The organism is Vibrio crassostreae (genome assembly GCF_024347415.1).
Classification (GTDB): Bacteria; Pseudomonadota; Gammaproteobacteria; order Enterobacterales; family Vibrionaceae; genus Vibrio; species Vibrio crassostreae.
The window spans coordinates 1058576-1075811 of sequence record NZ_AP025476.1; the positions used below are offsets into that span (position 1 = coordinate 1058576).

The following is a 17236-nucleotide window of genomic DNA, read 5'->3' on the forward strand; positions in this document are numbered from 1 at the left end:
CCTAGATTAAGCTGCTGCACGTTTTTCCATTCATATACGTCTGTGATTGAACACCTTTGTCTAAACGTCGACATTCAATACAGTAGCTTTGATAACCTTCTGGATTTCGAGCTGAAATTCGAGCTGGAGTTTTTCCAAAAGAAGATGGATAGGGGTGATAAACATGCTCACCATTATTAGCATCCGAGCAGTGTGGGCATGACTTGTATTTCATACCAGTTGCTGGGTCACGCTTATGGATCATTCCGATATTTAGACGTTTATTACAGCTACTACATGTCATATATGGCTCCTTTTTGAGGTAAAGGTATATGATATTGGTAATATATTAATCAAACAGTGACATAGGCAATGATTTCCATATTGAAGTGTAGGTTGACTATTAGTCCTTACAAATCAGCATGCGTTTAGATGATTCAATAGAGATTAACCCCCAATCAAGTCTATCGTTAAGGACGACCAATTGAGTTTCTGGAAAAACATTCAAGGCTTCATCTACGGCGAGCTTTAGTGAATCAAAGTCTAAAGTCATGGCTCTCAAATCGGTTCGTTCTCTACCCGAAATATCATACCAATGCCCTTTATACATACCTGCTTCCTTTAGCAATATGGGAATATGATTCAGGTTAGAATATGCATCTTGTGGAATCAATGCTGATGAAGTGTTTTTGTTAACTAGAGTCTTTATCTAGCCATCGCGATATATTTTTTAGCTCATCCGCTAGGCTTTCATTTAGGCACTGATGTTTTAGGTATTTAGGGGCAATAACATCGAGGTGAGCAGCTAAAAAATCTGGATGTTCGGAGATTATTGTTAAGTATTTATCGAGACGTTTTTCAGAGGTGGTTTTACGAGTCAATTGCTTTTTTAAGGCTTCATGAAATAGTGAGATATCTTCTTGGTTGGTATCTTCCAAATTTTGATAAACATCGCAGTATAGCTCCTCATACAGTACGTCAGCCAGTTGTCGATAACTCCAATTAAGAGTGTTGAGTATTGAGCGGATTTGCTCTTGCTTCTGTAATGTCCCCATTTGTCCCCAACCCCTTAGTTAATATTACCTGGTCTTAGCGAAGACACATTAATAACGATATTTTTAAGGATAAAATCATGACTAAATCAAAAGCACCAATGACACCAGAAGCCGCTGCTCGCATTCAAGGTAATGCCGCAAAACAAAACGGTGGGCAAGTTCCTAAAGGCGACTTTGCTGGCCGAGCTCAACGCGCAGCTGCTCACAACCAAAAACAAGGGAAATAGGTGTTCATCATGAACAAACCAGCTTCAAGTACACCTAAAGGTGGCGCTAAGCCGAATCCAAATTACCCAAGCACGACGGGCAAACCATCGGGCGGTGGTCGCGGAAACACACCTAAGCGCTAATAATTAAAGGAGGGGTAGCATAATGCTGCCTCTCCTTTTATGAGCATCTGTTGGCGTGTTGCTTGAATGTGCGAAGAAATATAGCTTGATCTGATTTGTAGTCTGAATATGCCACATCATTTTCTGTTTTTTCTAATGCGCATAAACAAGTTTCCCGTTTACTTTCATACCAACTTACGGACACCATGTTTTTGCTAGAATTCACGCAAGTATCGACAATCGCGTATTCCACTTCGAGAGGATACCTTTCTTTGTCTAACCCGCTTTCAACAGCGTAACCCCCTAGGGCTCCAACCAGTAAAGCGGAGCTAGCAGAAACGAGCTTTCGCTTGCTGAACTTAAACCCTTTAAAACTCTTCTCACACTCTGAACACGATATGTTTTCTGCAAACTCAATCTCATTGTCCTTCTGGCAACGAGGGCATTCTATTTTCATTATTTAGCCAACTGTATTCATGATTATGATTTTATAGTTTCAGGTTATAGATTAATGAATCTTATATCTATGGTTTCATAGAACTAACTTCATTTTTTTTGACCTAGTTCTGCTATAATTCGCCACAAATTTCAGTTGTTTAAAAGTAGAAAAACATGTCTATCAGTTCAGTTATCAAATCCATTCAAGACATCATGCGTAAAGATGCGGGTGTCGACGGTGATGCACAGCGCCTTGGTCAAATGTCTTGGTTACTTTTTCTTAAAGTATTTGACGCTCAAGAAGAAGAGTTAGAACTAGAACTGGACCACTACAAATCACCAATCCCAGAACAATATCTATGGCGTAATTGGGCGCAAGATGCCGAAGGCATTACCGGTGAAGCACTGCTTGAGTTCGTGAACGATGACTTGTTCTACAAACTGAAAAACCTAACCGCACCGGTTGACCTCAACCCCCGTGGCTTTGTTGTTAAAGAAGCCTTTAGCGATGCGTTTAACTACATGAAAAACGGTACGTTACTGCGCCAAGTGATCAACAAGCTGAATGAAATTGATTTTACTGACTCTTCAGAGCGCCACCTATTTGGTGATATCTACGAGCAAATTTTAAAAGATCTACAAAGCGCAGGTAACGCGGGTGAATTCTATACGCCTCGTGCGGTAACCCGTTTTATTGTTGACCGCTTAGACCCTAAGCTTGGCGAATCCATAATGGACCCAGCAACGGGTACTGGCGGCTTCCTTGCGTGTTCGTTTGACCATGTGAAAGACAACTACGTGAAGACGGCAGCGGATCACCAAACACTGCAAAAGCAGATCCACGGTGTCGAAAAGAAACAACTGCCACACCTACTGTGTATCACCAACATGATGTTGCACGGTATTGAAGTACCAGTACAAATCAAACACGGCAATACGCTGAACAAGCCGCTTTCAAGTTGGGACAGCAACATCAATGTGATTGCGACCAACCCTCCGTTTGGTGGCACCGAAGAAGACGGCATTGAGAAGAACTTCCCTGCAGAAATGCAGACGCGTGAAACTGCCGATCTGTTCTTACAGCTTATTATTGAAGTGCTTGATGAAAACAACGGTCGAGCAGGCGTAGTACTGCCAGACGGCACCTTGTTTGGTGAAGGCGTTAAAACCAAAATCAAAAAGATGCTTACCGAAGAATGTAACCTGCACACCATTGTGCGTTTACCTAATGGGGTATTTAACCCATACACGAGTATCAAAACTAATATTCTGTTCTTCACCAAAGGCAAGCCAACCAAAGACGTATGGTTCTACGAGCACCCATACCCTGAAGGCGTGAAGAACTACAGCAAAACCAAACCAATGAAGTTCGAAGAGTTCCAACAAGAGGTTGATTGGTGGGGCAATGAAGAAGACGGTTTTGCTAGCCGCGTAGAGAATAATTACGCATGGAAAGTGCCAATCGCCGACATCATTGAGCGCAACTTCAACCTAGATATTAAAAACCCTTATCAAGGTGAAGAGGTCAGTCACGACCCAAACGAGTTATTAGAGAGCTACCAACAGCAGCAGCAAGAGATCTCTCAGCTTCGTAATCAACTTAAAGGCATTCTAGGTGAAGCCCTGAATTCGTCTGTGGGCCCGATTGTAGGTGAGAGTAAATAATGAGTGTAGAACAGACCTCTATGAATCAGTTGATCACCGACAATATTGATGTTTGGACATCAACAGTTAAAAAAAAATCAGCTTCTGGTCGTGGCAGCAGCAAAAAGCGTGAGCTTTATGGTGTGAATAAGCTACGTGAGCTGATCTTAGAGTTAGCGGTGCGCGGTAAGTTAGTGCCGCAAGACCCAACTGATGAGCCTGCATCGGTATTACTTGAACGAATTGCGGAAGAGAAAGCGCAGTTAGTGAAAGATAAAAAGATCAAGAAACCGAAGAAGCTTGAAGACATAAACGATGAAGATCAGTTTATTGAACTCCCTCAAAGCTGGGCTATCGCTAGGCTAGGGAATTTGTGTACTAAGTTGACTGATGGCTCCCATAACCCTGCCAAAGACTTTGGCTCAGGCTATCCAATGTTTAGTAGTCAGAATGTGCATTTCAGAAGCATAGATTTTACTAGTCCATCTCGTTATGTTGATGAAGATAATTATTTAAAGGAACATGCTCGAACACAAATTGAACCTAGAGATGTTCTTTTAACTATAGTAGGCACATTAGGGCGTGCTGCTGTTGTACCTAATGATGCTCCTGAATTCGTTTTACAGCGAAGTGTTGCGGTACTCCAAACAAAAATTGACTCTGATTTTCTTACTTACTTTTTGGCTTCACCTACTTGTATCAAGTACTTTGAAGAAAATGGAAAAGGAACTGCTCAAAAGGGAATTTACTTAGGGAAATTGTCTCTAATGCCTGTATTTGTTCCATCCCTAGAAGAACAACACCGCATTGTCGCCAAAGTTGATGAACTAATGACACTCTGTGACCAACTAGAGCAACAAACCGAAGCCAGCATTGCTGCACATCAGGTATTGGTGACAACCCTGTTAGACACGCTAACTAACTCTGCTGATGCCGAAGAGCTAATGCAAAACTGGGCACGAATCAGCGAGCACTTCGATACATTGTTCACCACCGATGCGAGCATCGACCAACTAAAACAAACCATCCTGCAACTGGCAGTAATGGGTAAGCTTGTCCCACAAGACCCAGCTGATGAACCTGCTGCAAAACTGCTTGAGCGTATTGCAGAAGAAAAAGCGCAGTTAATTAAAGACAAGAAAATCAAAAAGCAGAAAGCACTACCGCCGATTGCTGATGATGAAAAGCCATTTGGGCTGCCTATGGGGTGGGAGTGGTGTCGGTTTGAAGATGTAGTTGATATTCAAAGCGGTATAACTAAAGGCCGTAAACTTGTGAATAGGGCGCTTAAGACGATTCCTTATCTGAGCGTAGCCAATGTTCAACGCGGCTTCTTGAATTTATCTAATGTAAAAGAAATTGAGTTGCCAGTAGATGAGCTTGAAAAGTTTGGTGTTCAGAATGGTGACCTATTGATAACTGAAGGTGGTGATTGGGATAAGGTCGGCAGAACGGCTATTTGGCGTGATGAGATAGAATATGTAGCCCACCAAAACCACGTATTTAAGGCTCGCCCATTCCTTCGTGAGCAAAGTGAAGTTTGGCTGGAAATGTATTTAAATGCCCCTTTCGCTAGAGATTATTTTGCGGGGTCTAGTAAACAGACAACTAATTTGGCCTCTATAAATAAAACACAACTCAGAGGTTGTTTTATTGCGGTTCCTCCCAAAAAAGAAAAGCAAAATATTGTTAGAAAAGTAGATGACTTAATGGCTTTTTGTGACCAATTGATTGAGCTTTTGCAAGAATCTCAAATTACTCAATTACATCTTACTAACGCTATTGTTGAACAGGCGGCTAATCATGGAAGATAGAGCTAAATTTAAAGTTAGGTTTACAGAAACAGAGAGAGAGCTAACTCTTGATGAGGTTCAACTGATAGCTTCATTTGATAGTTGGAATGATTTTGGATATAAAATTCGCTGTAAGTGTAAGCTTTTTAACCCTTATACAGAGAAAGAAGTGTCTTTTGAAAGCTTTATAGGCTTTCTGCCACCGTTAAAAGGTAAGGATAGTAATTTATATAAGGATTATTCGAACTACTTTAGCGCTCATGGTACTTCGTTGGCTGATATGATCGGATACATCGAGCACCTTGAATTAAATGATTCAATTGGTGAGTTTCGTTTCTTTACTATGCTTCCAAGTATGGGAGCTTATAGAGACGCGGTACACCAACTTGGTCCTGAACTCTTAGCTGACGTATTAGAAGTAATTAACGATTTGGTTTATTACAAAGATAAAAAGGCTAATTGGTTTACAGACGCAATTAACTCGGAAGCCTTTAGTTTAGGATTCATGCGCAACTCAGAGCCATTTTTTGCGTATAGCAACGCCGATAGCGTGTTAGGAGGCGTAGAAGAAGAGGTCTTTGATGGTATATCTCAGAAGCTAACTTTAAAGTATAACCTTGAGGGTTTTAAAAATGAGCATGAGATTAAGCTTAATTATGAACAGTCAGGCTATATACCTAAAAGAATAAACATCTTAATAGGGAAAAATGGGTTAGGGAAAAGTCAGGCCTTAAAATCTTTCTGTCGAGCAGCTTTAAGATATCAGGATAACTCAATATCGTTATCGGATGATACTTTCGGTGATAGGCCTATGATCAACCGTTTATTAGCAATAGCAACACCGGGGGAAACACAGAATACTTTCCCAGCAGAGCGAAGAAAAACACAGAAGTTATATTATCGAAGGTTGTCACTGACTAGAAATACACGCTCGATTGCAACAAAATCAATTAGTGAATTACTTGTTCAATTGGCTCGTAATGATGAAACAATAGGTGAACGCTCTCGTTGGTCATTGTTTTTTGACTCTGTTCAGAACGTTATGCGTACTGAAACTATTTTTGTTCAGCTAAAAGATGAAACCTCAGTACCTCTAAAAACGATTTTTTACGGTGGTGGGGAGCAAGAGTATCTAATTCGCTGGTCAAAAGTTGACCCGAATATCGATCCTAAGATTAAGTACTCTAATAAACTGCATTCAATGAGTAGCGGTCAGCTCACCTTTTTTAAGTTTGCTCTTCTCTGCTGTTTGTACATTGAAAATGGGTCTTTTGTCCTCCTGGACGAACCAGAAACTCATATGCATCCAAATATGATTTCTGACTTTGTTGAAATGTTGGATTATATGCTTGAAGTTACTGGATCCCAGGCCTTAATTGCCACTCATTCAGCTTACTTTGTTCGTGAAGTGCCTCAAGAACAAGTTCATGTGTTTAAGAAAGAAGCGAACAACGTTTGTATTTCTAATCCTAGACTGACCACATTTGGTGCGCCTGTTGACTCGATATCACGGTTTGTCTTTGATGACGATGCTGAGAGCAAACTTGCAGAGAAACTGTATCTACGAATCAAAAGGCAAAACACAACTTTTGAAGATATTGTTAATACATTAGGTGACGAAATATCGGTAGCTGCAATGATGAAGTTGCGCCAGAAGATGGAAGAAGCATAATGAAAAAGCTTTCTATTCCTACCTACGACGATATAGATCGGACTACACAAGCATCTGAAAACACCAGAATGAGTAGTTACCCCCAACTTCGAAATCGATTAGAAGATGTCACTAGCGCATATGATAACTACTTGCGGCAGTCAGGAAGCGCACTGAACATTGGACCTATAGGTATTAGTAATGGTCTAGCAAAAGCTCTGAAGACGCACTACACGAGCGAACCTGAATGTTTTTCATTTATCCCATTACTACGCAGCTCTTCTAGGCGCGTATGCCCCATGTGCGGCTCTTTGGGGACAGGAACACTCGATCATTTATTGCCTCAGGCTATCTATCCAGAATTTGCGGTTTTTTCGAAAAACCTAGTACCAGCGTGTGATTGTAATATTAAGCGCCAAGATGTTGTTTCAGGATTTTGCAATCAATTCAATACTGGTGTAAGAGTTCTACATCCGTATTTTGACGATTGCTTATCAGAGCGACAGATATATTTCTCAATAGAGCCTGTCCCAGAGTACCCGTTAGCGAAATTTGGGTTGGTATATATCAATCCGAACTGCAACGAATTCCCCTCAATCAAGTTTCACGTGGAGAGTGTCGTCCTTCCTTCGGGCATTGTGTCTGAAATGGTGGATATGTGGTCTAGCCTTTGCGAGTATCCGTCTGACAAAATTCACACGCTTCCATCAGATGCAACCATAACTATTGAATGCTTGAACGAAGCTTTGAGAGATGTACTAGGCAGACACGATCGACAAAAAACAACACCGAACAATTGGGAATCTATTTTTGTCTATTCGATAATTAGTAGTGAAAGTGCAAAAGAATGGATAGTTGAGAAACACAACTCTCTGATGGAGGAGTGAGCTGAGCTTCTACAACGTCTCAAACAAAAACCTGACTGCTATAACTCAAACCATTTTTCAGCAGAAAGATTGCAGAATTGGCAAGATTTACAATAGGTCCTTAAAGGTAGCATTGACACCATTGTTCCTGAGTAATTAGAGATCTCTGAAGAGTTTTCCAACTGGGAATACAGTCTTTGTTATTTGATGTTAGTTAACGGGTTTTTTTGGTAGCAACTTGGAAATGTACTACACTAAAACTTAGATATTCTAAGTTTTAGTGGTGGCATGTGAAAACGGACATTCAACTTTACCCTGACGAATCGCTCGAAAGCTTCTTGTTGCGCTTATCGCAAGAGCAAGGTTACGAGCGATTCTCTCATTTCGCCGAAGATATCTGGTTCGACACCATGGATCAGCATGAGGCGATTGCTGGTGCTTTCCCCTTAGATCTCAACCTAGTTAATATCTACCACGCTCAAACCACAAGCCAAATGCGGGTGCGGGTTCTTATTCATCTTGAGAACCAATTAAAGCTCAATAACTTTGGTGTATTGCGCCTAGCGCTATCACATTCAAAAGCTCAATTCTCTCCGCAATACAAAGCCGTACACAGATTTGGTTCTGACTATCCTTATGCTTTTCTTCGCAAACGCTTCACGCCTATTTGCCCGCTGTGTATTGACGAAGCTCCTTACATTCGCCAGCAGTGGCAATTTATCTCTCACCAAGCTTGTGAACATCATGGCTGTAAGCTGATTCATCACTGCCCTGAGTGTAAGTTGAGGCTTGAATACCAAAGTACCGAGAGTAGTAGCCAATGTGAATGTGGTTTTGAACTCCGAAACTCGCCAGTAGAAGGTGCGCCAGAGGTTGAGGTATTAGTTGCTCAATGGTTATCGGGAAATGATTCAAAACCCTTGGGATTACTAAAGGGAGAAATGACGTTATCTGAGCGCTATGGTTTTTTACTGTGGTATGTAAATCGCCATGGTGATATCGATGACCTCAGTTTTGAGTCATTCATTGAATATTGTGGCTCTTGGCCAACGGCATTGTGGCAAGACCTTGATGCCTTAAAAGAGAAGGCAGAACTTATTCGAGTAAAAGATTGGAAGAAGATGTTTTTCAATGAAGCTTTTGGTGCTCTGCTTAAAGATTGCCGTCAGTTACCCAGTCGGCAGTTGAGTCACAATATCGTACTGACACGGGTGTTAGCTTACTTTGCAAAGTTGATGGCAACAGTACCTTCAAGTGCGAAAGGAAATATCGGTGATGTACTGCTCAGCCCCTTAGAAGCTTCTACATTGCTCTCTTGTACAACGGATGAAGTGTATCGGTTGTATGAGTTTGGTGAGATCAAAGCCGCGATTAGGCCGCGAATGCATACAAAGATAGCGAGTCACGAGTCGGCGTTTACTCTAAGAAGTGTCATCGAAACAAAGTTGATTCGAATGAGCTCTGAAAGTGATGGTTTAAGCGTGTATCTACCTGAGTGGTAATTATGACGAAATTAAGTGACTTATTAACAATTGAAGACGAAGCAGTAAAGCAGTCTGCTTTAAAGAAGATGTTCATGCCCTATACGGAAGATGTCTGTGTTGAAGGGTGTGAAAAAGAAGCATTAACGATCTTGCTTAATCTCAGTTCAAGCCATCAAGCGGATAGATGCTCGGATTGGTTGGATGTTGCCCGTGCTAAAAGGCATTTAAAAGCCGCAGAGAACCTAGAGGCATCCCTTGATGAGATCAAATGGTTCCACACCCATAATCTCAAGTTCCCAGACTGCCGAGTTAAAGATCAGCGAATAATTGCACAGCCTCTTGTGACAACCGAGGCATTTATTTCAAACGCAGTATTAGAGCAACGCTTGGGGTGGGCGCATAACTCTGCAGTGTATCGCCATACATTGTGGTTATTGAATCCTTTCCGCTGGCAATCACAGTCCGTGAGTCTTCTTTCACTTGTTCAGCAAGAAACCTCTGTTTGGGTTGAGCTGCTAAAAGAATTTGGTTTAGGCATTAAGTCACTTGCTCGCTTAAAACATACAATTGAAGAACAACTTCCTGAAAATAGTTTTCCTGACAGTGTCAGCACTTACAGCAAGCAACTGCGGTTTCCATGGGGGGATGATTATGTTTCGGTGACCCCAGTGGTCAGTCATGCCATCCAAAGAGAGTTAGAAGTGAGATCGAGAAGTCGAGAAAGTAAGCTCAGCTTTGTGTCTTCATCGCTGCCAAACTCGGCAAGTATCGGGAATCTGTGTGGCAGTTTAGGTGGGCATATGAAAGTCCTAAACTACCCGCTAGACGTCAAACCAGCGCAGGGTGGGACGTTAACTGAAAGTCGCAAAAAGAGTGGCCACTACTTTGATGACTATCAGGTAACTAACGCTAAAATCTGTCAGGTGTTAAATCATCTAATTGGTTCAGAGCCATCAAAAACACAGAAGCAAAGGGAGAGCGCTCGTAAGGTTAGAAGTAAGATATTGCGAAAGCAGATAGCCCTGTGGATGCTTCCATTAATTGAGTTAAGAGATATCGTTGATGCTGACCCTAATCAACAGCAATTGGAACATGATGGCTCTTTAGTTCAATCCTTTTTGGCGCTACCAGAATCGGACCTAGGCTCTTTAGCTAGTGAGTTTAATCGTCGCTTGCATCTCACGTTTCAGAATAACAAGTATGCTGCGAAGTTTGCCTATCACCCTAAGCTTATGCAGGTCGTTAAAGCCCAAATCGTATGGATACTTGAACAGCTCAGTAAACCAAATGGCAATGAAGATAAGGTAACGGGTGAGCAGTATATCTATTTGTCATCAATGAGAGTGCAAGATGCGGTCGCAATGAGTAGCCCATATCTGTGTGGTGCTCCTTCTTTGGCGGCTATTTGGGGGTTCATGCACCATTACCAAAGAGAGTTTAATAAGCTAGTTAATTGTGATTCCCCGTTTGAGTTTTCGAGTTTCTCTTTTTATGTTCGAAGCGAGAATATTCAATCGATCGCGAAGCTTACCGAGCCTAACTCGGTCGCTAAAGCGCGAACGGTTTCTAACGCGAAGCGACCAACTATTCGTAGTGAACGATTGGCGGACCTAGAAATAGACTTAGTTATCAGAATCCACAGTGACAGCCGAATTTCAGACTTTAAGTCCGCGCTTAAAACGGCACTTCCCGTAGCTTTTGCCGGAGGGGCATTATACCAACCACAGCTATCGACGCAGATTGAGTGGCTAAGGACGTTTACCAGTAGGAGCGAGCTTTTCCATGTCTTAAAAGGGTTGCCAGCATACGGACGATGGTTATATCCAAGTGAGAACCAGTCGAGTGACTTTGATGACCTAGAGCATTTAATAACGAAAGACGCTGATAATTTGCCGGTTTCGATTGGCTACCATTTGTTAGAGCGTCCAACTAAACGGGACAACTCAATCACCAGTTGTCACGCTTATGCAGAGAATGTGATAGGACTTGCTCTGCGAGTTAGCCCCATAGAAGTACGTTTTAGTGGAAGAGATCACTTTTTAAACCACGCCTTTTGGTCGATAGAATGCAGTAGCGAAACTATTCTTATAAAAAACTATAGGGATTAATCGTTTATGGAACTTTGCACTCAGCTAAACTACGTTCGATCACTCTCTGCTGGCAAAGCATATTTCTACTATCTATCTAAAAGTGGTGAGATGTGTCCCCTTGAAATTGATAGAACTAGGTTGCGCGCACCAAAAGGTGGTTATGCAGAAGCGTATAAAGGGGGCAAGTTCGTAGGAAAGAATGTTGCTCCACAAGATTTAGCATACTCCAATCCTCAGTTCATCGAAGAGTGTTATGTCAAACCTGGTGTTGATGATATCTACTGTGCATTCCCCCTTCGAATTCGAGCAAACTCTCTAACTCCAGATACCTGTAGTGATGATGAAGTGCGCTCTAAACTTTCGTTACTTGCTAAAACATATGAAGAGCTCAATGGGTATCAGGAACTTGCTCTACGATACGCGAAGAATATACTGCTTGGCCGTTGGCTGTGGCGCAACAGAGAGTGTCGAAAATTGTCGATAGAAGTGACCACCAGTGATTCACAAATCTTGATTGTCGAGAATGCAACAAGGCTTTCTTGGTATGGTCATTGGGGTGAGGCTTCAGAAGAATGCCTAGAAAAGCTCACAGCCTATTTGATGCGAGCCCTTTCCGATCCGACCGAATATTTCTATATGGATGTAAAAGCTAAAATCGGAGTTGGTTGGGGAGATGAGGTTTACCCAAGCCAAGAGTTTTTAGGTAGCCGAGAAGATGGTGTTCCTACTAAGCAGTTAGCTACTGTCGAACTATTGAACGGAAAGGAAACTGTTGCATTTCATGGTCAAAAAGTTGGAGCCGCGTTGCAATCGATTGACGATTGGTGGCATGAAAACGCAGATAAACCCTTAAGAGTGAATGAGTATGGAGCTGACCGAGAGTACGTTATAGCAAGGCGACATGTTTCCTATGGAAATGACTTTTACCAGTTAGTCAGAAATACGGAGAATTGGATTGAGACAATGACAGCTTCTCAGACCATCCCAAATGACGTGCACTTTATTATGTCGGTCTTGATTAAAGGTGGTCTCTTCAATTGTTCCAAAGCGAAGTAAGGATGACTATGACGACGCGTTACTACTTCTGTATACGTTATACCCCTGTTCAAGCCGACTATGAGCTGTTAGCAGGACGTTGTATCTCTCAAATGCACTTGTTTATGGTCAATAACCGACAAGCCATCAATAAAATAGGCGTGAGTTTTCCCGACTGGAGTGATGTTACGGTTGGTCAAACCATAGCCTTTGTTGCTGAAGATAAAGAGATGATGGTCGGACTCTCTTTTCAACCCTATTTTTCTGTGATGGTAAATGAAGGTTTGTTTGAGATCTCCAGTGTTTGTGAGGTGCCTGACACTGCGGTTGAGGTGAGGTTTACCCGTAATCAAACGATTGGGAAAAGCTTTTTAGGCTCTAAGAAGCGTCGAATCAAACGAAGCATGGCGAGAGCCGAACTATCTGGTGTTGAATCATCATTACCAGTCACTAATGAAGAGCGGGTCATCGATAGTTTTCATCGAATACCAATCTCCAGCGGTTCATCAGCGCAAGATTATATTTTGTTCGTGCAAAAGGAGTCTGTCGGTGAGCGCGTTGCAGCAAACTTTAATAGCTATGGTTTAGCCACCAATCAAGAAAGCAGAGGAACAGTACCTGATTTACGTTTCTAACCCTTTTTGTTAAGATCTTTTTTTAGATCTTTAAAAACAAGGACTTACAGAACTAAGAATAAAAAGGGTATTTTTGGGTTTTGTGATGTAAAACCAGTGGCATAGACGGTTTAGTGACTATAGTTAACAGTGACCTGCCGCATAGGCAGCTAAGAACATATGTTTGCGCTGGTTACGTAGCAAGAGACGTGTCCTGCCGCATAGGCAGCTAAGAATAGGCCAGGAAGAAAGCAACCTTCCTGCTGAACAAGTAGTTAAAATCAAAGCCATCAAGTTTAAGCTTGGTGGCTTTTTTTGCTGGCTTTGAATGTTACCTCGTTACAAATCCATTGTTCGAGATATATTCATTAGAGCTCTTTCGCTAATCAGTTTCGCCAAATTGAATCAGTAGACACAATGCTTGTCCTTACAGTGATTGGAAGAGCTATAAAGTTAGCGACTATAGCCAGTTAAATTATAGTGGCTTTGATAAAAAGGTGCTTCACGATTAGCAAACATCATTAACAATGATGATTTAGTTGCGATGAATACTGACTGTGTGTTGTTTCCTGGCCTCGTCGTTAAGGCTGTACGGAGAGAGTATGTAACAGCGATATTCAAAGGTGCGAGTGAGTCGCAATGAACAAACCACAGTAAAGATTTTTTGCTTCCATCTTCGAGCGCTTCAAGAAAACCTGAATTTTCTTTTGCGGATAATGCCGCCGCTGCCGTGTCGTACTCAGAAAAGTCTAAATAGTGAACACCTATGTCTTTTTTATCGGCGAGTATGGAGGCTTGTTTGATGAAATCAGAGTGAAGTACCGCCGAGTCAGCGATAGAAATTCTAAAGTCCATATCCCAAGCGTGTTGCACAAAAAGTTCGGGAGTTATGTGATTCTCCGGTAGGTAGCTTTCTTTATTCTTATCCAATCTAAACTCAGCCTCGGTTATTATATTTACGTCTAATAGGATAAATCATGAGTAGTCAATGTACCACTGTCGTATCTTATTTTACTTGGAGCAGACTAAGATTTGGCGTGATTAAAAAAATCATCAAATGAATATTGATTTACCTGGTGATAAAGTGATATTTAACAGTTAGATACATAGATCTCTTTCTATTCAAAGATAGCTTAGCGCTCTTCCGTAAGGTGCTATACGTTTGTCATTGTAGTGCTGGTTTCGGCCCAATGTGGACATTGAATTTTTAGTAAACTACTTTCCAAATCTCTTAGAATTATTAGTCTAACAGGAGTCATCATGGACGAAAGATCGGATAATGAGCAATTGCAGTCCTCTCTCTTAAGATATCTTGAAGTGCTGCGAAGCTCTGGCTTTCGTCCGGAGTCTATAGCTCTTGGTGCGGTAATCAGCTTACTTGCCCTTCATAAGGATACGAATCGAGAGCGGATAATGATGGTATCAAGTCGAGAGATGGGTTCCTTTTTAAGAGGTATTGTTGGAGAGTTTGAAGTAGATTTCCTTGGTAGTTATCGGGATTCAAATGACATTTACCATATACCATTTGAACATCCTGCGCTCCATCATTTCTTGTATGAAGCGAGCTCTGTATATATCGACTTGGATATGGAACTCCTCGAACTGCTGGACACTGTTTATTCTATTCCTGATGGGAAAAGTGGCGAATTTGTAACACCGTGTTCAGTAGCAGAACTTATGGTTGACTTGGTCGAAGTGTCGTCAGGGGAAACTCTATTTGATCCCTGTATGGGGTCCGGTAGTTTCTTGAACGCTGTTCAGCAAACGGGATTATCTGACTTTCAATTCTGGGGGGAGATAAAAACCTCTTCAATCTTGTCGTCGTTAGGTTAAAGACTTTGCTTTCTGGTCAGCATTATAATGAACTTAGAGGGTCTAGCTTCGCGTTTGCCAATGATTTGCCTCAGTTTGACGCAGTGCTTAGTAATCCACCAATTAGAAAGTTAAGCCGTGAGGAAGCACGGGGTGTTTTTTATTCCGGTACCCGGCGTGGATTGGCTTATCAGGACATGTCAGCCAATTTTATTGAATTGGGGCTCCAGCACTTAAAACCTGAAGGAAGGGCCGCATACTTAGTTCCTATGGGACTACTGTTTCAGAGTGGAGATGCTGAGCAGGCTCGCAAAAGCTGGTTAAAATCTGGCATGTTGCAACTGGTGATTTCTTTACCTTCTAACCTATTGCAACATACGGGCTTACGATGTGCCATTTTGTTTTTTAAAAATTGTGGACAGAGAAAATCGGTTCGCTTTGTAAAAGCGGATGAATTTTTTGAGAATGGCCATAGAAGGCAAAACCGTTTGTCATACGAAAATATCAAAGTGATTCTTGACATGAGCCGTTCAGAACATCCTGGTGAAGGGTTTGTTGATACTGCCTATAGTGCCATCGCTGAGAATCAATATTGTTTGATCCCCAGCGAATATCTTCCTGTTAAGGAAAGTAATATTGGGCATTTGTCCGAGAGGTGGTCAAAGATAGGTAATATTGCTGAAGTATTTCAAGGGACTTCTCTTTCTCGGGTTGCAGAAGGAGAGCAACCTGTGATTAGGGGAAAAGATCTAAGGACAAGTCAAATTGACATAGATGTTCTGGCTAAGAAGGATCTGTCTGACTTCTCGAAACCTATTCGATATGCTGAGAGAGGGGATATTTTACTGCAACGTATAGGGGCGAATCCGGCCGCCTATTTAGTAGGATCTCGAGAACAAGGTATAGCGGTGGAAGATACCGTCTTTATAATTCGAAGTTCTAGTTTAGGTTTGGATGAAATGGATTTTATCTGTCAATTTCTCAATTCGGATCAAGTTGCCAGTCGTATTAATAATGCCAGGAGCTACTCGGTAATTCCAACCCAGACTCTCAAGTCAATCCGAGCGTTGGAAGTTCCCATACCAGACCCAAAGATTATCGACCTTGTTAGGGAAATGAATGTACTTGAAGCATCATTAAAAAATGAGTATGAGAAGGCCAGAGAGTATAAGAAGGCTCTCTTTGATGGTTATGATCCTAGTGATATTAGCAGTCGTTTTGAAGATGCACGATTTACAGCTAATGCTCTTGAGACTGCACTAAAGCAAAAGGATGACATTAAATATCGTGTAAGGACGCAGTACCCATTCCCGTTAGCTTTTGCTTATAGAAATGTATACCTTGAGCACGATTACGCAGGAATTTATGAACGGCAAATGAAATATGGGGAGCAGTTGCTGTCCTTCCTGTCTGCTGTAGGCATTGCATTGAGTGTTAAATATTGTGGTATTGGTAACAACTCTGACAAGCTTGAGTTACTTAAGGAGTTTCAATCTTATGTTCGCCGAGGTGTATCGCCCGGTGACCTTCAAACGGTACTCCAAAAATCCTGTAAGCTTTTGAGCTCCGTCGAGGAGCCAATTGCACAGTCTTTCTCCCAGATCTGGTACAAGCCTGGTGGTAAAAAGGAGTCGATATTCGCAAAAAAAGCTAGGGAAAAGCTCGTATCTAAGCTTAATGATTATAAGCATCATCGTGGCCCCTCAAATCGTTACGAAAGAAAATTAGGCGTAGAGGAACAATCTGAAATTTTAGATGAGTTGCTAGTGCATATTGAGTTTGTTTCAGATTTTGAGCTAATCCGAATCGACAAAATCGATAAGCAATGGCGTGGAGATGAGCTGATGTACTCTGCTAGTTTGCTAAAGGGAGACCATCCCGCATTTGAAAAGATTCAATTCAGCTCTGAACAAAACCTGTCTGTTGATAAGCTTTATATTCAACATAAATCCGATTTTATTTGTCTCTACCCCTTGGTTTCTCTGGCTTACAATCCCCAAACTCGTAAGGAGGAGATTTTCTCTATTGATAAAGAATCAGGAAATGGGTTTATGTTGAAAAGCTTCGAATCAGGAACATCAGTAGAGAGTAAAGGGGTCTTATCAGATTTTATCTATTGGATCGAAAAAATGCGGAGTTCTACGGATGAAGTTGAGCTATCTTAGGCTGCATTAACCGCCCTAGGGAAACTCTCAATTTGACCACAAGTAAGGTTGTGCCGAAGGTGTTAGTCACAAACTTCTAGCTCATTTTTATCCAAAGTTTGTTTTATACATGTCTACTAGGTCTATCGAGGGGCTTATTTGAATGTGGTAATTTTACTACGTTGAATTTTAGTGGTTCTGTAAATATGCAAACTTTCGATGCAATGTTATGCGAACTTATGTTGCAAATCGCTTTTTAACTCATTGAAAGCTCGTTCTAGTTATGCAGGCATATGTTGCAA

General features: G+C 41.6%; 16 protein-coding genes. 11 read left to right on the forward strand and 5 right to left on the reverse strand.

Going from position 1 to position 17236, the window contains the following annotated elements; all coding sequences use genetic code 11:
• Position 1: 1 nt before the first annotated feature.
• The 3 genes from OC193_RS04930 to OC193_RS04940 form a co-directional block, all read right to left on the reverse strand.
• Complete coding sequence (locus OC193_RS04930) at positions 2-283, reverse strand: hypothetical protein (protein WP_080585234.1); 282 nt, start codon at positions 281-283, stop codon at positions 2-4.
• Positions 284-382: 99 nt separating this feature from the next.
• A complete protein-coding gene (locus tag OC193_RS04935) occupies positions 383-589 on the reverse strand; it encodes a hypothetical protein (RefSeq protein WP_048664219.1) in 207 nt (68 codons plus the stop codon).
• An 82-nt stretch (positions 590-671) separates the two neighbouring features.
• Positions 672-1034: a hypothetical protein gene (locus tag OC193_RS04940; RefSeq protein ID WP_048664217.1), complete on the reverse strand. Its 363-nt coding sequence runs from the start codon at positions 1032-1034 to the stop codon at positions 672-674.
• A gap of 77 nt (positions 1035-1111) precedes the next feature.
• Between OC193_RS04940 and OC193_RS04945 the strand changes: the two genes are divergently transcribed.
• Positions 1112-1261: a hypothetical protein gene (locus OC193_RS04945; protein ID WP_008220701.1), complete on the forward strand. Its 150-nt coding sequence runs from the start codon at positions 1112-1114 to the stop codon at positions 1259-1261.
• 160 nt (positions 1262-1421) lie between these two features.
• On the opposite strand, the gene OC193_RS26015 is transcribed toward OC193_RS04945, so the two are convergent.
• A complete protein-coding gene (locus OC193_RS26015; protein WP_008220703.1) occupies positions 1422-1820 on the reverse strand; it encodes a hypothetical protein in 399 nt (132 codons plus the stop codon).
• 155 nt (positions 1821-1975) lie between these two features.
• Between OC193_RS26015 and OC193_RS04950 the strand changes: the two genes are divergently transcribed.
• From OC193_RS04950 to cas6f, 8 genes are all read left to right on the forward strand, one after another.
• Entirely contained in the window at positions 1976-3466 is a 1491-nt protein-coding gene (locus tag OC193_RS04950; protein WP_048664216.1) for an N-6 DNA methylase, read from the forward strand.
• A 20-nt stretch (positions 3467-3486) separates the two neighbouring features.
• Positions 3487-5259, forward strand: coding sequence for a restriction endonuclease subunit S (locus tag OC193_RS04955; RefSeq protein ID WP_261978732.1), 1773 nt, complete (start codon positions 3487-3489; stop codon positions 5257-5259).
• Positions 5249-6910, forward strand: coding sequence for an ATP-dependent nuclease (locus OC193_RS04960; protein WP_048664212.1), 1662 nt, complete (start codon positions 5249-5251; stop codon positions 6908-6910). The genes OC193_RS04955 and OC193_RS04960 overlap by 11 nt, the downstream gene beginning before the upstream one ends.
• Positions 6910-7776: a hypothetical protein gene (locus OC193_RS04965; RefSeq protein WP_048664211.1), complete on the forward strand. Its 867-nt coding sequence runs from the start codon at positions 6910-6912 to the stop codon at positions 7774-7776. The genes OC193_RS04960 and OC193_RS04965 overlap by 1 nt, the downstream gene beginning before the upstream one ends.
• A 269-nt stretch (positions 7777-8045) precedes the next feature.
• Positions 8046-9257 carry a TniQ family protein gene (locus OC193_RS04970; RefSeq protein WP_048664209.1) on the forward strand — a complete coding sequence of 404 codons (1212 nt, stop codon included), beginning with the start codon at positions 8046-8048 and terminating at the stop codon, positions 9255-9257.
• A 2-nt stretch (positions 9258-9259) separates the two neighbouring features.
• On the forward strand, positions 9260-11347 hold the full coding sequence (locus tag OC193_RS04975; protein ID WP_048664208.1) for a type I-F CRISPR-associated protein Csy2: 2088 nt from the start codon (positions 9260-9262) through the stop codon (positions 11345-11347).
• Between the two features lie 6 nt (positions 11348-11353).
• A complete protein-coding gene (csy3, locus tag OC193_RS04980) occupies positions 11354-12385 on the forward strand; it encodes a type I-F CRISPR-associated protein Csy3 (protein WP_048664206.1) in 1032 nt (343 codons plus the stop codon).
• An 8-nt stretch (positions 12386-12393) separates the two neighbouring features.
• On the forward strand, positions 12394-12999 hold the full coding sequence (cas6f, locus tag OC193_RS04985; protein ID WP_048664244.1) for a type I-F CRISPR-associated endoribonuclease Cas6/Csy4: 606 nt from the start codon (positions 12394-12396) through the stop codon (positions 12997-12999).
• Positions 13000-13431: 432 nt separating this feature from the next.
• Here cas6f and OC193_RS04990 read toward each other — a convergent pair whose 3' ends face one another.
• Complete coding sequence (locus OC193_RS04990) at positions 13432-13908, reverse strand: hypothetical protein (RefSeq protein ID WP_230682691.1); 477 nt, start codon at positions 13906-13908, stop codon at positions 13432-13434.
• Between the two features lie 330 nt (positions 13909-14238).
• Between OC193_RS04990 and OC193_RS04995 the strand changes: the two genes are divergently transcribed.
• Entirely contained in the window at positions 14239-14811 is a 573-nt protein-coding gene (locus OC193_RS04995; RefSeq protein ID WP_048664203.1) for an N-6 DNA methylase, read from the forward strand.
• 5 nt (positions 14812-14816) lie between these two features.
• The gene (locus OC193_RS05000; protein ID WP_048664201.1) at positions 14817-16955 is read left to right on the forward strand and encodes an N-6 DNA methylase; all 2139 of its coding nucleotides are present in this window, start codon (positions 14817-14819) and stop codon (positions 16953-16955) included.
• Positions 16956-17236 lie beyond the last annotated feature (281 nt).

Bases quoted from the DNA above. Each gene is read 5' to 3' on its own strand.
- OC193_RS04930 (WP_080585234.1), bottom strand. From the start codon at position 283: ATGACATGTAGTAGCTGTAATAAACGTCTAAATATCGGAATGATCCAT.
- OC193_RS04935 (WP_048664219.1), bottom strand. From the start codon at position 589: ATGTATAAAGGGCATTGGTATGATATTTCGGGTAGAGAACGAACCGAT.
- OC193_RS04940 (WP_048664217.1), bottom strand. From the start codon at position 1,034: ATGGGGACATTACAGAAGCAAGAGCAAATCCGCTCAATACTCAACACT.
- OC193_RS04945 (WP_008220701.1), top strand. From the start codon at position 1,112: ATGACTAAATCAAAAGCACCAATGACACCAGAAGCCGCTGCTCGCATT.
- OC193_RS26015 (WP_008220703.1), bottom strand. From the start codon at position 1,820: ATGAAAATAGAATGCCCTCGTTGCCAGAAGGACAATGAGATTGAGTTT.
- OC193_RS04950 (WP_048664216.1), top strand. From the start codon at position 1,976: ATGTCTATCAGTTCAGTTATCAAATCCATTCAAGACATCATGCGTAAA.
- OC193_RS04955 (WP_261978732.1), top strand. From the start codon at position 3,487: ATGAATCAGTTGATCACCGACAATATTGATGTTTGGACATCAACAGTT.
- OC193_RS04960 (WP_048664212.1), top strand. From the start codon at position 5,249: ATGGAAGATAGAGCTAAATTTAAAGTTAGGTTTACAGAAACAGAGAGA.
- OC193_RS04965 (WP_048664211.1), top strand. From the start codon at position 6,910: ATGAAAAAGCTTTCTATTCCTACCTACGACGATATAGATCGGACTACA.
- OC193_RS04975 (WP_048664208.1), top strand. From the start codon at position 9,260: ATGACGAAATTAAGTGACTTATTAACAATTGAAGACGAAGCAGTAAAG.
- csy3 (WP_048664206.1), top strand. From the start codon at position 11,354: ATGGAACTTTGCACTCAGCTAAACTACGTTCGATCACTCTCTGCTGGC.
- cas6f (WP_048664244.1), top strand. From the start codon at position 12,394: ATGACGACGCGTTACTACTTCTGTATACGTTATACCCCTGTTCAAGCC.
- OC193_RS04995 (WP_048664203.1), top strand. From the start codon at position 14,239: ATGGACGAAAGATCGGATAATGAGCAATTGCAGTCCTCTCTCTTAAGA.